Source organism: Pseudomonas sp. GX19020 (assembly GCF_023371075.1).
GTDB lineage: Bacteria > Pseudomonadota > Alphaproteobacteria > Rhodobacterales > Rhodobacteraceae > Pseudogemmobacter.
Genome location: NZ_JAMCCR010000011.1, coordinates 39,609 through 54,125, shown reverse-complemented (window position 1 = coordinate 54,125; position 14,517 = coordinate 39,609). Strand labels below are relative to the sequence as shown.

Here is a 14,517-nt window from a genome sequence, read left to right as displayed (position 1 = left end):
TTGTTCCTCAGGCGGCGCGCAGGGTGACCAGCAGGCAGCCGTCAGCCTGCATGATCGCCTCATATGCGGTCGTGATGATGGTTGTGGTTTCGCGTTCGACAATGGCAGCCGGCCCCGAGACGTAATCGCCGGGCTGCAGGCTGGCCCGCTCCACAATTGCTGCGGGCAGATAACGGCCCTCTTTCGGATCGAAGATGTCACGGCGCACAGCCACATCGGCTTCACGCTGACGGCCCACCCGGGTCACGGATTCCGCAGATGCCTGCGGTGCGCTGGCACGGAGCGACCAGCTGATGATCTCACCGTCGAGCCCATCAATCGGACGCCCGAAGAACTGGGCGTAGGCCGCTTCGAAATCCTGGCGCATTGCTTCGCCATCAGCATCCGTGTAGCTGCGGATCGCCACTGTGACCGGCACTTCCCAGCCCTGTCCCACGTAGCGGACATAGGCGGTGCACTCCATTTCAATGGTAGCATTGGGATCTGCGGCGAGAACAAAGCGGCGCGCTTCATCCTGCAGCTCCTGAAGCACCGTGTTGACGCGGGCGGCATCGAACCGTCCAAAACGGACGTAGGCGCTGCGCACGGATTCAAAGGCGACCGGCGCTTTGAGGAAGCCAATAGCGGAGCCTACGCCGGCACCCGGCGGGATCAAGAGATCGCGCATCGCAAGCTTCTCACACAGTCGGGATGCATGCAGCGGAGCCGCGCCACCGAAGGCGATCATGCTGTATTCCGCCAACTCCTTGCCGCTTTCGACGGCGTGCATGCGAGCGGCATTGGCCATGCTTTCGTCGACAACCTCGCAGATACCAAAGGCGGTGGTCTTGTCGTCCATCTCAAGGCTGCGGCCGACTTCCGCCAGTAGCGCTTCTGTCGAGCGGTCAGAGTGGAGTTTCATCGCGCCGCCAGCAAAGTTATCAGGGTCCAGGCGCCCCATGATCAGGTCCGCATCGGTCACGGTCGGCTTATCGCCTCCCAGACCATAGCACGCAGGGCCGGGCTCAGAGGCCGCACTGTGTGGCCCGACGCGGATCTGCCGCATGCTGTCAACGGAAGCGATCGATCCGCCCCCTGCCCCGATTTCAACCATCTCGATCACCGGGATCGAGATCGGCATCCCGCTTCCCTTCTTGAACCGGGTGGTCCGGGCAACCTCAAATGTCTTTGCGGTCTTGGGCAGCGCGTTCTCGATCAGACAGATTTTTGCGGTGGTGCCGCCCATGTCATAGGACAGAACCTGATTGATTCCGTGTCGACGGGCCACATCGGCCGCGAAGATCGCACCACCGGCAGGACCGGATTCAAGGAGACGCACCGGGAACTCGGCCGCACTCTCGACCGTGATAATGCCGCCGCCTGAATGGATCATGAAGACGGGACATTTCGCCCCCTCTGAGCGCAGGCGGTCCACCAGCCGGTTGAGGTAGGAGGCCATCAGCGGCTTTACATAGGCGTTCGCGCAAACCGTGTTGAAACGCTGGAACTCCCGCATCTGAGGCGAGACTTCCGCCGAGGTCGAGATCATGACAGCTGGCAGGCGAACATCGAAGAAGTCCCTTACCTGGCGCTCATGCACGTCATTCACATAGGAGTGCATAAATCCGATAGCGATGCTCTCGTAGCCGCCAGCCTCAATCTGAGCTGCCAGTGGCTCGAGCTGGGTCGGATCCAGAGCCAGCAGAACATCACCTTTGGCGTTTATGCGCTCCTCGACCACGAAGCGGTCACGGCGGCCAATCAGCGCGGGCGGGATGACGATATTGAGATCGTAGAGTTCGAAGCGGCTCTCGGTCCGCATCTCGATCACATCCCGGAAACCGGCGGTCGTGATAAACGCAGTTTTCGCTCCGCGCCGTTCGATCAATGCGTTCGTGGCCAGCGTCGTGCCATGAATGATAGTGTCGACTTCACCCAGGCCGATCCCAGCCTTGGCGAGGACCTGATTGATGCCACGGATGATTGCCGCTTCCGGTGCCGTGTAGTCGGTGAGCACCTTGGTGGAGACGATCGCTCCCTGATACTCCATGGCCACATCGGTGAACGTGCCACCGATATCGACCCCGATCCTGACCTTGCCGCTGTCCATATCCCTTGGTGATCCCTTGCTCTGCGCCGCCCTGTGACCGGCGATTTTTGATCCGCTGCGCCGGGCAACTGAGCGGTCGCCGGCATCTTCGGAAATTACGATGCAAGTGATCATACCTTAAGTCAAGATATTTCATTTTGAGTTATGACCAATCACCCATTGAGCTTACTTTTCCTGCGGTTCTTCGGTATAAGCAGTATCGCGCAGACAAAGGATGACCCCGTTTGGCTACCGAATCGAAGACCTCTCTCACCCGGAAGGCTCAGCAGGCTCTGCTGCAGTTGATCGACGTGGATGCGCTCGAGCCGGGCGAAAAGCTGCCCACTGAAAAAGTTCTCGCAGAGCAATTTGGTGTCAGCCGAACCGTGATCCGCGAGGCGATCGCGGGCTTGCGCGCCGATGGAATCCTGGAGGTCCGACATGGGGTTGGCGTGTTCCTTTCCATTGAAAAAGAAGAGCAATATCAAGATATTGCGAAGTCACCCAGCCTGCCATTCACCGCGCCACTCATCGACATGCTGGAGCTGCGAATGTCGATTGAGATTTATGCGGCCAGCCTTGCTGCGGAGCGGCGCTCCTGGGCGCAGGAGGCGCGTATTTTTCAGTCGGCCGAAGAGTTTGCGAGGGCCCTGCGCGCCGGGGAGTCATCTGACCTCGCCGACTGGGCCTTCCATCGGAGCATTTCCGAAGCTTCGAACAATGAAGCCTTTGTTGAATTCTTTGATCGGGTCGGGATGGCGATCTTGCCGCGCAGAAAGCTGCAGAAAGCGCAGCCTAATAATCTGATAATGAACAAATATCTTGCGACTTCAATCCATGAGCACCTAGAGATTTGCGAAGCAATTGCAAGCGGCTCGGCCGTGGCGGCGGCGGCCGCAATGCGGGCCCACATTGGTGGAAGTCAGGCACGCTACCGCAGGCTGTTGCAGACAGGAAACGCGCCGTGGAGCGAAGATCAGGCTTGACGAGGGCGGCTTTAAAGATACGATCACTCACAAGAGATCGTATCTTTGATGATTCATGATTGCTTCCCCGCTCCCGGGTTCCGACGGTATCGTCGAGATGCGGTCTCTGCTCAGTGTTCCACGGGCGCCAGTGCGCCACTCGATCAACCTTACTTTCGTGAGCTGCCCCACCATGACCTCTCAAGTCGCCGCCATTGAAATAGACGTCGTCGTCATCGGTTTGGGCGCAATGGGCGCCGCGAGCCTGTATCAGTTGGCCAAAAGAGGGGAGCGTGTGATCGGCATTGATCGGTTTGCGCCTCCGCATAATAAGGGCTCAAGCCATGGCGGCACAAGGGTCACGCGAGAGGCGGTTGGAGAAGGCCCCGCTTATGTGCCGATGGCGGTCCGCTCCCATCAGATTCTCACAGATCTTGAAAAGGAGTTTGGCCGAAAGTTTCTAGTGAAGTCCGGGACACTCGTGATTGGGTCGCCGATGAATGGGGCGACACCGCTGCATGGCGCAGATGACTTCCTGGAAAGCAGCATTGCCATGGCCGAGCGCTTCGGCATTGCGCATGAGGTGCTGAACGCGGATCAGCTTCGCGTCCGCTACCCGCAGTTCAGCACCATCCGTGACACGGACCGCGGCTACCTGGAGCCCAATGCAGGGTATATGCTGCCCGAGGCGCTGATCGAGGCTCAGATCGCAGGGGCGAGAGCTGCCGGGGCCGAAGTGATGACCGACACCACGGTCACCGCCTTGCGTCAGGAAGGTGCGACGGTCATCGTGGAAACCTCTAAAGGCACTCTCCACGCCAAGCGCGTGGTCGTCGCCGCGGGGGCATGGGCGCGCGAACTTCTTGGAGCACCGTTCACCGAACTCCTCACTGTCACCCGCCAGACCATCCATTGGTTTGATGCGGATGATTTCGCACCGCTTGCCCCGGATAACATGCCGGTCTTCATCTGGTTTGTGACGGACAAGCTGGAAGATTACTTCACCGGGTTCCCGGTCACCGATCCCGCAGAAGGCTTCAAGGTCGTCGCAAGTCGCGATACGCCTGATTTCGATCACAATGACATGTCGCCGAAGGCCGAGATGTGGGAATCCAACGAGTTCTACGCCAGGCATGTGGCGCCGAACATGCCGGGCGTGAAGCCGGATGTGGTTCAGAATGCCACCTGCATCTACACCAACACTCCAGACAACGGGTTCATCATTGATGAACATCCCGCCATGGACCGGGTGATGGTCGTTTCTGCCTGCTCGGGGCACGGCTTCAAACATTCGATGGCCATCGGTGAGTGCGTTGCGCAGGTGATCCATGATGGCGCCAGCAAAATCGACCTCAGCGCCTTCAGCCTGAAGCGCTTCCTCGCCTGATCCAAATACGGGGGTGCCCTCCAGCACGCCCCTCCGCAAGACATGAGGTTTACATGATCTATGAAAATATCCTCCTGACCGGGGCTGCAGGCCTGCTCGGCACAGAACTTCGCAAGCGTCTGGCGCCTTTGGTCAAGACGCTCCGCTCGACCGACATCTCCGAAATTACGGACCCGGCCGCTAATGAGGAATTGGTTCAGGCGGACCTGGGCGCCTCCGATGTCGCCGCAGGGCTTGTGCGAGGGGTAGATGCAATCGTCCACTTCGGCGGGCTGTCGAAAGAGGCAGATTTCGAATCCATCAACCGGGTCAATATCCTGGGCTTCCAGCGGCTTTATGAAGCGGCGCGGCTTGCAGGCGTCAAGCGTGTTGTGTTTGCGAGTTCGGTCCATGCGATCGGGTTCTACGAACAGACTGAGGTCATCGACGCTCGAGCGCCTACCCGTCCCGACTCAAACTACGGTGTAGCCAAGGTCTTTGGGGAGAACCTGGCTCAGCTTTACTGGGACAAATATGGCCTGGAGACGGTGTCCGTTCGCATCGGCTCCTGCGAGCCCAAACCGAGCACCCATCGCCATCTTCTCACCTGGCTCTCCTTCGACGATATGTGGCAGTTGGTGGAGCGATCGCTGACGGTTCCGCGCGTAAAGCACACCATTGTCTACGGAGCTTCGAACAACGCGGCCAGCTTTTGGAACAACCAATGGGCGGCACATCTTGGCTATCGTCCGAAGGATTCCGCGGATTCCTGGTATTCGGACATTCGGGCAGCCGACCCTTCGCCTGAGCGCGACGATATCGTCAACCGACTTCAAGGCGGGATTTTCGCTCGCCCCTGATCGGGCCCGTCCGAAATCAGAGCGCCCGTCATCAGAACCCAGAAAGGGCTCATTACCATGAAAATTGGCTTTATCGGTCTGGGTATCATGGGCGCTCCCATGGCCAGTCACCTCCAGAAGGCCGGCCATGAAATCATCACCAGCATCAACCGGTCGCCCCCACCCGCAGCGCTGGTCGATGGCGGGCTGATTGTGTTGGACAGTCCAGCCGATGTCGCAAAGTCTTGCGACATGGTAATCACCATGTTGCCAAACACGCCCGACGTCGAAAGGGTGATCCTTGGCCAGGCAGGCGTCCTGGATGCCGGGATGCCCGATCAGCTTATCATCGATATGAGCTCCATAAGCCCACAGGCGACCAAGGCGATCGCTGACCGGGTCAAGGCAGCTGGTCTGAGTTACCTGGATGCGCCTGTTTCCGGTGGGGAGGTTGGTGCGAAAGCGGCATCCCTCACCATCATGGCAGGTGGAGCCAACCGATCTTTCGAACGAGCCTTACCGCTGCTCAGCCTGATGGGACGGAACATCACCCACGTGGGCGAGGATAACGGTGCCGGGCAGGTCTGCAAAATCGCCAACCAGATTATCGTGGCATTGAACATCCAGGCTGTGTCTGAAGCGCTGGTATTCGCAAGCAAGTCGGGATGTGATCCGGCAAAGGTGCGGGAGGCATTGATGGGCGGTTTTGCTGCTTCACGGGTGTTGGAGGTGCATGGGGAGCGCATGATCGTACGCAGGTTCGACCCGGGTTTCCGGATTTCATTGCATCAGAAGGATCTTGACCTCGCATTGGCGGCCGGCAGATCCATCGGTATGCCGCTGCCCGCGACTGCGCTGTGCCAGCAGCTCTTCGGGACCTGTGCTGGATCAGCGGAACGGGACGAGGATCATTCCGCGCTGGTGCGGGCACTCGAACTGCTTGCCGGTCATCAACTCGCTTAAGTGGAGGCAACTCTCCCGCCATTGTGCCATGTTGGCGCTAAGTGGTGACCTGCGGTGGCGAAGTGCTTGGGCGTCCAGACCCGACCGCGGGCGTTTTTTTCGGATTGATCACATGATCTCGCCAGGGAGGTGACTGGTCGAGTGATCACCTCATGCGCTAGACTCCCGGTGATGTTTTCTGCATGCTGCCTGTGATGCGCGGGGTGGGCAGGATAGGACAGCACCTCTTTAATTATCCAAGCTCTTAGCGCGCCGATTGATGTCTGACCTTAGGCCTGTCATCATACAAATGGGGTAATATCCTTGACCTTGTCTGCGGGGATGTTCTACAAATTGCAGAACAAGCGGTGGATTGAGCATGAGCAAGGGCACACTTAAGTTTCAGACCGAAGCGGCCCTCAGACAGTTCATCGCCGATCCCAGTGTCAACGTGGGTGACCGGCTGCCAACCGAAAAGGACATGGCGCTGGAGTATGGTGTCAGCCGGACCGTCGTCCGGGAGGCCGTTGCGGCGCTGCGTGCTGATGGCCTTATCGATGCCAGACACGGAGCGGGCCTATTTGTCGGCGCTAAAACACCTCAAAATCCTGCGGAATCCGCCTTCCAGTTCAAGTCTTTCCCCTTGGATGTCCTAGAGTTGAGAGTGGCTGTCGAAACGCACGCATGCGGCTTGGCTGCAGTTCGCCGTTCCTTTAGCCAAGAGGCCGCGCTCTGGCGTGCAGCAGAAGGCTTCGCCCTTGCAGTCCAAGAGGATCGCGGTGTAGAGGCAGCCGATTGGCAGTTCCATCAACTCATTTGCAAGGCAACCAACAATCACGCCTTCGTAGAGATGTTCGATGTCTTCGAGATTTCGCTATTCCCCAAGTCGTTCATGCCGACATCCGAGCGCAACAAGCTAGTTACACAGCAATCGCTCGAAACATCAATCCTTGAACACCGTGCCATCTGCGAAGCTATTGCGGCAGGGGACCATGATGCGGCAAGGCGGGCAATGCAGGTGCATCTTGATCGGATACTTATTCAGTTCCGGGCCTTCTTCCTAAGCCAAGCCGCTGGAGAGCCGCCACCGGGCACACCAGGGTAGCATGCATCTGTCGTGCGGCGTAAGTGCGCTAATCGCCTGTCGGCCGAACTTAACCTATCCGGTCCTATATTCAGCTAAGGGCTATGATCTCGGCGGTGCCGAGGGAATTATATCTGTTCATGATGGCGGTGCGGATCTGTATTTCTGCGGTCCGTCGATCCAGATCGCGCGCGACGATGCGCGCGCCGAAGTCTTATTGTAGCTGAACGGTCAAAATTGCGGATAACGACTCGCATCACCCCCCGAGAAGCGGAATATTAGAGTGCCGGGTGGCCGATGACACACCACTGCTACGCAATATTCGTGCAAAATACCAGGCTGGGTAAGACAATCTCAGGGTTGGCCTATCCAACGGACTGCGATTGCCCTGGGCTGGCGATCAAAGTGCATCTGGATGTATTCGCAAACGCGTACTGTAAAGTGGATTCCAGTCATTATCGCCTGGGAAACGAGGGCGACGGTGCTGCGAGCCTGGCCAGCAGGGGCCCACCGACTGCTATACAATCGGCTTGGCGACAGCAATCACCGGGCACAACCCGGATTAACTGCATCCATGCATTTTACAGTCATCAGGCCTGGTCGATGCAGCGGTCTTAACTGGGATCGGCAGGATCACCCGAATAGATCTTTCGTCGGCGGGAGACGGATCAGGCGCGCGCGGTTGTCCCAGTTTGAGCCAGCGCAAGGAAAGTTGCGTGCCAGACTATAAGTTACCAGCATACCTTCCGAGGGATGAGGATGCCGGGAAAATCGCTTTCACCTTGGACCCTGAGCTGGTTCGGCAGCGCGATCATCGCCCTTTTGCTGGCGCTTGTGCTGGCGCTGGCGGCGGGTATCGGCCCTGAGGATTTTGACCGGCCAGAGGCGCTTGCCATCGTACATCTCTTTGCGCTTGGCTGGCTGGTGCAGGTCATGCTGGGGGCGCTGGTGCAATTCGTGCCAGTGCTGGCCGCGCGCCCGCTGGCCTTTTCGCGCCTTGCCCTCCCGGCTTTGCTTGCCTCATCGCTTGGCACCCTGGCGCTGGCGGGCGGATTTCTCAGCCTTGACGGGTATGAGATCGCCCGGCCCCTCTTTCTGCTGGGGCCGGTTGCCCTGGGCCTGAGCTTTGCGATGCTGGCGGTGATGATCCTTGCCACACTGGTCACGCGGCAAACCCTGCGCCTGCCAGAAGTCAGGATGGTGCTTGTCGCGCTGGCGGGGCTAGCAGGTCTGTGGCTGAGCGGGGCCGCAATGGTCTCGACCCTTGCCGGCAGCCGCCTCGCCGTCGATCTGAGCCAGGCACTGCCCCTGCATATGCTGTTCGGCATTGGCGGCTTTCTGAGCTTTGCCGCCATCGGGGTCAGCTACAAGCTCTTTGCCATGTTCCTGCTGGCGCCCGAAGCGGCCAGCTGGCAGCGCCGCGCTGTGTTTGCACTGGCGGCGCTGATGGCGGGGCTGATGCTGACCGGGCTGCTGATGCTGCTGCTGGATGGCAGCCTGACGCCCCTGCTGATCGGGGTTTGCGGGATCTCGCTGGCGGGATGTGGGATTTATCTCGATGATGTCCGACGTCTCTGGCGCGCGCGCAGACGCCCCACCCCCGAGCTGAACATGTCCTGGAGCCGGATGGCGCTTGGCTTCCTCGCGCTTTCCGTACTTCTTTTGCCCTTGGCGGTCTGGCAGGGAGGCGCGCTGGCCCGGGCCACCGTCTTCGCCGCGCTTGTCGGCTGGCTGTCGACGCTGACCCTTGCGCAGATGATCCGCATTACCGCCTTTCTGACCTGGATCCAGGTTTTCGCGCCGCTGATCGGGCGGCGCAAGGTTCCGACCGTGCAAAGCCTGACCCACCCGCGCCGCGCGGGTCTCGCGCTGACGATCTGGAGCCTCGCCGCCGGGACCGGCACGCTTTCGCTCGCAACCGGTTTTCACGCGGGCTTTCGTCTCGCGCTTTGCGGCCTGCTGATTGCCGCAACGCAGATCCTGTGCGAGCTGGTGGCGATCCGTAGCCTCTCGCATTTGCCCGCACCCGAGCGTCCGGGCCTCCTGCCGCCCCTTGTTCTGCCCGCCTTCCTGAAATCCCCACCCTCCGCAGAGAACCAGATATGACAACGCCCCCTCCCTATGAGCTTGATGTCCGCCCGATCCTTGCGCAGGGCGAAGAGCCTTTCGGCGCCATCATGGCGGCGATTGATGCGCTTCAGCCCGGCCAGGCGCTCAGGATGCTGGCGCCATTCCGGCCGGCGCCTTTGTTCAATGTCATGGCCAATCGTGGCTTTGACTGTGCCGACCGGCGGCGGGATGATGGCGTCTGGGAAGTGACCTTCACTCCGCAGGGCAGCGGACCTGCCGATTTGGGCATGGCGCCCGGCTCGGCCCCGGGCGCCGGTTTCTGGCCCGACCCGGCGCTGGTGCTGGAGCTGATCGGGCTGGAGCCGCCGGAGCCGATGGTGCGCATTCTGGAGGAGGTCACCACGCTCGAACCCGGCCAGGTCCTGTTCGCGCTGCTCGACCGTGAGCCGATGTTTCTGTTTCCCGAACTCGCGCAGCGCGGCCATGAATGGGCGGGGAATTACGCGGCTGACGGACAGAGCTATCGGCTGATGGTGCGGGCGGGAGCGAAGGATGACTGACATCGCCGCCGGGCTGGAACAGGCTTTGCGCGGGGTCTGCGACCCCGAAACCGGCCGCGATCTGATCGCGATGGGCATGATTTATGAGGCGCGCATCGCAGGAGCCTCTGCCCATGTCACGATGACCACCACCACGCGCGGCTGCCCTCTGACCGAAATGCTGCGCTTGGGAGTTGAAGCGGCGGTGCTGGCGGTGCCGGGGATCAAGGCCGCCGAAATCCGCCTAAGCTGGGAGCCGCCCTGGACGCCGGAGCGGATGGAGCCTCTGGCATTCTGAAACAAAAGGGCAGCAGAAGCTGCCCTTTTTTGCTCATGCGCCAATCAGGCCTCTCCGCGTGGCTTCCTGCGGACCCGGATCAGCATCGGGCCATATTCCAGGATGAAGAGGCTGAAGGCGAGGATCCAGAGCGCGCCCGAGGCCTCCATCACGCCGGGCCAGCCGGTCAGATCCGCCAATGGTCGCGCCAGTGCGGCCGCAAAAAGGCCCAGGTAAGAGGCGATGGTCAGGCCTGTGGCTGCCAGCGGCCTGCCGGTATGGCCCCGCGTCGCCCGCGTCATCACCGCCAGCATCATCGTGGCAATCACCCCCACCGTCAGCAGATGCAGCGCCGAGACCGGCTGGATCACCCCGAGCGCGGCAAGTGCTATAGAGGCCAGCCCAAGGGGCACGAAAGCATAGGCGAGATGCAGCACCATGAGCAGCCATTCCGCCCTGACCGCCACGCCGCTCCAGCGCGCGAGCCGCACAATGTTCAGCGCCGCCGCGATCAGCGCCGGAGCCGCGATCAGCCTCTCGTCCGGCGTGAAAACCCAGGCCATCAGTGCCCCGACCGAAAAGACAATCACCCCCATGTCAAAGCGGTTATATGCCACCGGCAACAGCGTCACCCGCCGCTGATTCAGCCAGTTGCGGGTAAAGCTCGGGATGATGCGGCCACCGATGATCAGAACCAGCGCGACATAGCCCGCCACCGCTCCGCGCAGCCACAGATGCGGATCGCCCCCCAGATGCACCGCGACGTGAAAGCCCAGATTGCCAAGACTGATGGCGAAGACCCCGGCCAGCACCTTCAGGTCATTCCATTTGCGGCCCCGGATGATCTCGCGCGCGCAAAGGGCCAGAAACACCGGCAGGAAGGCCGCATCCAGCAATGAGGCAGGCAGCGTGCCGGTGACACCCGCGCCGGCCATCGCGATCCGCCCCCCAAGCCACAAAGCCACCAGCCCGATCAGCGGGCGGCCTGAGACCGGCAGACTGCCGGTCCAGTTCGGGATCGCGGTCAGCAGGAACCCCGCCAGCACCGCAGGCGCAAAGCCGAAGACCATCTCATGCGCGTGCCAGAGCGGCGCGCCGAAATCGCCCCCCAAAGGCAGGCCCCGCGCGAGCGCAAGGATCCAGAGCAGCATGGTCAGCACCGCCCAGACCGCGCCACCGAGGAAGAAGGGCCGGAAACCATATGACCAGATAGCAGCTCCATCCTGTTTCAGGCCGCGCGGAATACGGGGGCGTTTTGAGTCTTTCATGGGCTGGTACTTTCGGGGGCAGGACAATTTACCCAAGAGCTAGAGCGGAAATCTCTCTGCTCTTTGTGCTGCCGCAAGCAACGAACCATTTCACCACCAAGCATTTGATCCGGCTCAACGAAGGGGGCGTCAGACCAGGGCATGATTGGCTCAACCGGATCAGAACCGGAAGCAATTCAGTGACATGAGCGAAAGGAACCAGCCATGCCCACCCTGCCCGTAAGCCGCCGCACCATCCTTGCAGGCGCCGCCATTGCAGGCGCGATGACCCAGATCCGCCAAGCCGCTGCCGAGACGAAAGAGGTGCTGACCCCGGCCGCGAACGCCGATATCGCCAGCCTGCCGCGCGTCAAGGTGAAGCTGGTCGATCCGCCTTTTGTCCATGAGCATGAACAGGTGGCGAGTGGCGGCCCGAAAGTGGTCGAATTCGAGATGACCATCATCGAGAAGAAGATCACCCTCGATGACAGCGGCGCAACCTACTGGGCCTCGACCTTCAACGGTACGGTGCCCGGCCCGCTGATGGTGGTGCATGAGGGCGACTATGTCGAACTCACGCTGTTCAACCCCGATACCAATGAGCTGATGCACAATATCGACTTCCACAGCTCGACCGGGGCGCTTGGCGGCGGCGCACTGACCCAGGTGAACCCGGGCGAAAAGACGGTGCTGCGCTGGAAGGCCACTAAACCGGGCGTCTTTGTCTATCACTGCGCCCCTCCGGGCATGGTGGCCTGGCATGTGGTCTCGGGGATGAATGGCGTGATCATGGTGCTGCCGCGCGACGGGCTGAAAGACCGCGACGGCGAGCCGGTCAAATATGACAAGGTTTATTACATCGGCGAGCAGGACTTCTATGTGCCGCGCGACGAGGCCGGCAACTGGAAGCAATATGACAGCCCCGGCGAAAGCTATGAGGATACGCTGGCCGTCATGCGCACGCTGACCCCGACCCATGTGGTCTTCAACGGCGCGGTGGGTGCCCTGACCGGCGACCATGCGATGACGGCGAAAGTCGGCGAGACAGTCGCCTTCATCCACGGTCAGGCAAACCGCGACACGCGGCCCCACCTGATCGGCGGGCATGGCGATTATGTCTGGGCGACCGGCAAGTTCAACAACCCGCCCGAGCGTGGTCTGGAGACCTGGTTCATCCCCGGCGGCACTGCGGGCCTGATGGTCTATACTTTCGAGCAGCCCGGGGTTTACGCCTATGTGAACCACAATCTGATCGAGGCTTTCGAGCTTGGCGCCGCCGCCCATATCGTGGTTGAGGGCGATTGGAACGACGACCTGATGATGCAGGTCCTGGCCCCCAGCCCAATCTGATCACGGGCCGATCAGATCCGCAACTGACCCCACCCGCTGCGCAGATATTGCGCAGCGGGGCTTTCTGGAGGGAGCTCTGCCATGCAAATCAGCACCATATTCCTCTCGGGCCTCGTGACCGCTCTGGCAGGCACATTGCAGCTTGTGCTGCCCGGTACCGCCAGCGAACACTTGCCCGATAGGCCATTGTCGCCAGTGGTGGTGCGGCTGGAGCCAGCGCCCTTTGAACATCGCATCGATGGCGACTGGCAGAGGGATGGCCTCGCGGCGGATGCGCCGCTTGTTGTCGTTTCGATCCCGGCTCCGGTCGATATCATGGCCGTCCCGGTCAGCCATGGCGATTGGATGGATTGCGTGGGGTCAGGCGGGTGTGCGGCCCCTGGCCAGATCACCGCCAGGCCTGATCTGCCGGTCACCGCGGTGAACTGGTTTGATGCGCAGGCCTATGCCACCTGGCTCTCTGAGCAGACCGGCGAGACCTGGCGGTTGCCTTCGGACATCGAATGGGCCCATGCGGCGGCGGAACTCTTCCGCGATGATGCGCTTGACGTCGAAAGCGATCCCGCCAACCCAGCCGTGCGCTGGCTGGCGGAATATCAGGTGGAATCGGCGCGCTCGCGCGTTCTGGACCGCGAGATACGACCTGTCGGCAGTCTGAACGTCAATTCGCTGGGCGTGCATGATATCGGTGGCGCAGTCTGGGAATGGACCTCGACCTGCCTGCGCCGGGGCGATATCGACGCAAGCGGCAACATCCTGCGCGAGACGGAAAGCTGCGGCATCTACATCGCCGAAGGGCTGCACCGCGCCGCAATCATCGACTTTGTCCGCGATCCTAAATCGGGCGGCTGCTCGGTGGGCGTGCCGCCGGCCAATCTGGGATTTCGTTTGGTGAGAGAGGTCAACTGAGCCGGTTATGGCCCAGCCCGGGATTCCTCCGGCGGGAGTATTTGGGCCAGGATGAATATCAATGCTTTGCTTCTGCCCCGTTTTGCGGCACCGAAGGGAAAGGTCAGAGTGAAAGCGCAAAGCGTGGCGATCGACATCTCTCTTGTGCGAAATCTTCCCTTGTTCCGGCAAATGGAGTCGGCGGCGCTGGCACGCCTGATGGTGCGCGCGACGCCGGTGCGGATTTTGCAGGGCGACACCGTCTTTGAGCAGGGCGGCGAAGCGGTGGCCTTTTACCTCCTCCTGCATGGGCGGCTGAAGGTCAGCCAGGTCACGGCCGACGGCCAGCAGGTCATGGTGCGGGTGGTGCATCCGGGTGATCTCTTTGGCTTTGCCCGTGCGCTGGCGCGGCCTGATTATCCCGGGACCGCGAAGGCTGCGGTGGAATCGCTGGTGATATCCTGGCCGATGGCCGACTGGGACGCGGTGGTCGAGAACAATCCCCGCCTTGCGATCAATGCAATGCAGACCATCGGCCAGCGTCTGGACGAGGCCCATACCCGCTTGCGCGAAATGTCGACCCAGGAGGTTGAGCGGCGTGTGGCCCATGCAGTCCTGCGGCTGGCCGAAAAGGCAGGCCGGATCGAAGAGGCAGGCACCCGCATCGATTTTCCCATCACCCGACAGGACATTGCCGAGATGACCGGCACCACGCTGCATACGGTTTCGCGGCTTTTATCGGCCTGGGAGGGGCGCGGGCTGGTCGAGGGCGGACGCCAGAAGCTGACCGTTACCGATGCCGAAGGGCTGGCGAAAATCGCTGATCCCGAAGAGTAAGCGGCGCGGCAAAGATGTTTCCTGCTCTTTGCGATATCGCAAAGT

The 14,517-nt window shown here is 61.1% G+C and carries 13 protein-coding genes and 1 pseudogene; 11 read left to right on the top strand and 3 right to left on the bottom strand.

The features are described 5' to 3' along the window. Nucleotides 1-7 precede the first annotated feature (7 nt). Nucleotides 8-2,203 carry a hydantoinase/oxoprolinase family protein gene (locus tag M3484_RS16065; RefSeq protein WP_249497910.1) on the bottom strand — a complete coding sequence of 732 codons (2,196 nt, stop codon included), beginning with the start codon at nt 2,201-2,203 and terminating at the stop codon, nt 8-10. 110 nt (nt 2,204-2,313) lie between these two features. Here M3484_RS16065 and M3484_RS16060 point away from each other — a divergent pair, with 110 nt between their 5' ends. The 5 genes from M3484_RS16060 to M3484_RS16040 all read left to right on the top strand — a co-directional run bounded on the left by M3484_RS16060 (nt 2,314) and on the right by M3484_RS16040 (nt 7,285). Then, nucleotides 2,314-3,054 carry a FadR/GntR family transcriptional regulator gene (locus tag M3484_RS16060; RefSeq protein WP_249497908.1) on the top strand — a complete coding sequence of 247 codons (741 nt, stop codon included), beginning with the start codon at nt 2,314-2,316 and terminating at the stop codon, nt 3,052-3,054. Nucleotides 3,055-3,226: 172 nt separating this feature from the next. Further along, nucleotides 3,227-4,420 (top strand): N-methyl-L-tryptophan oxidase, encoded by a 1,194-nt coding sequence (solA, locus tag M3484_RS16055; protein WP_249497905.1) that lies wholly within the window; start codon nt 3,227-3,229, stop codon nt 4,418-4,420. Nucleotides 4,421-4,473: 53 nt separating this feature from the next. Continuing rightward, complete coding sequence (locus M3484_RS16050; protein ID WP_249497902.1) at nt 4,474-5,259, top strand: NAD-dependent epimerase/dehydratase family protein; 786 nt, start codon at nt 4,474-4,476, stop codon at nt 5,257-5,259. Between the two features lie 57 nt (nt 5,260-5,316). Then, a complete protein-coding gene (locus tag M3484_RS16045) occupies nt 5,317-6,201 on the top strand; it encodes a 2-hydroxy-3-oxopropionate reductase (RefSeq protein WP_249497900.1) in 885 nt (294 codons plus the stop codon). Nucleotides 6,202-6,559: 358 nt separating this feature from the next. Further along, nucleotides 6,560-7,285 carry a FadR/GntR family transcriptional regulator gene (locus M3484_RS16040; RefSeq protein WP_249497892.1) on the top strand — a complete coding sequence of 242 codons (726 nt, stop codon included), beginning with the start codon at nt 6,560-6,562 and terminating at the stop codon, nt 7,283-7,285. Nucleotides 7,286-7,355: 70 nt separating this feature from the next. Here M3484_RS16040 and M3484_RS16035 read toward each other — a convergent pair. Further along, nucleotides 7,356-7,475: pseudogene (locus tag M3484_RS16035) on the bottom strand (IS5/IS1182 family transposase); the annotation flags it as partial. Nucleotides 7,476-8,023: 548 nt separating this feature from the next. Between M3484_RS16035 and M3484_RS16030 the strand changes: the two are divergent. Genes M3484_RS16030 through M3484_RS16020 form a run of 3 tightly spaced genes read left to right on the top strand, consistent with a single transcriptional unit; the run spans nt 8,024 to nt 10,171 of the window. After that, entirely contained in the window at nt 8,024-9,370 is a 1,347-nt protein-coding gene (locus M3484_RS16030; RefSeq protein WP_249497886.1) for a hypothetical protein, read from the top strand. Further along, a complete protein-coding gene (locus tag M3484_RS16025) occupies nt 9,367-9,894 on the top strand; it encodes a DUF2249 domain-containing protein (protein WP_249497884.1) in 528 nt (175 codons plus the stop codon). The genes M3484_RS16030 and M3484_RS16025 overlap by 4 nt, the downstream gene beginning before the upstream one ends. After that, complete coding sequence (locus M3484_RS16020; RefSeq protein WP_249497876.1) at nt 9,887-10,171, top strand: metal-sulfur cluster assembly factor; 285 nt, start codon at nt 9,887-9,889, stop codon at nt 10,169-10,171. Before M3484_RS16025 ends, M3484_RS16020 begins: the two co-directional genes overlap by 8 nt. Nucleotides 10,172-10,215: 44 nt before the next feature. On the opposite strand, the gene M3484_RS16015 is transcribed toward M3484_RS16020, so the two are convergent. Then, on the bottom strand, nt 10,216-11,418 hold the full coding sequence (locus M3484_RS16015; protein ID WP_249497874.1) for an NnrS family protein: 1,203 nt from the start codon (nt 11,416-11,418) through the stop codon (nt 10,216-10,218). A gap of 264 nt (nt 11,419-11,682) precedes the next feature. Between M3484_RS16015 and nirK the strand changes: the two genes are divergently transcribed. From nirK to M3484_RS16000, 3 genes are all read left to right on the top strand, one after another. Further along, a complete protein-coding gene (nirK, locus tag M3484_RS16010; RefSeq protein ID WP_249498216.1) occupies nt 11,683-12,747 on the top strand; it encodes a copper-containing nitrite reductase in 1,065 nt (354 codons plus the stop codon). Between the two features lie 81 nt (nt 12,748-12,828). After that, nucleotides 12,829-13,656, top strand: coding sequence for an SUMF1/EgtB/PvdO family nonheme iron enzyme (locus M3484_RS16005; RefSeq protein WP_249497872.1), 828 nt, complete (start codon nt 12,829-12,831; stop codon nt 13,654-13,656). A 108-nt stretch (nt 13,657-13,764) separates the two neighbouring features. After that, on the top strand, nt 13,765-14,472 hold the full coding sequence (locus tag M3484_RS16000; protein ID WP_249497870.1) for a Crp/Fnr family transcriptional regulator: 708 nt from the start codon (nt 13,765-13,767) through the stop codon (nt 14,470-14,472). Nucleotides 14,473-14,517 lie beyond the last annotated feature (45 nt).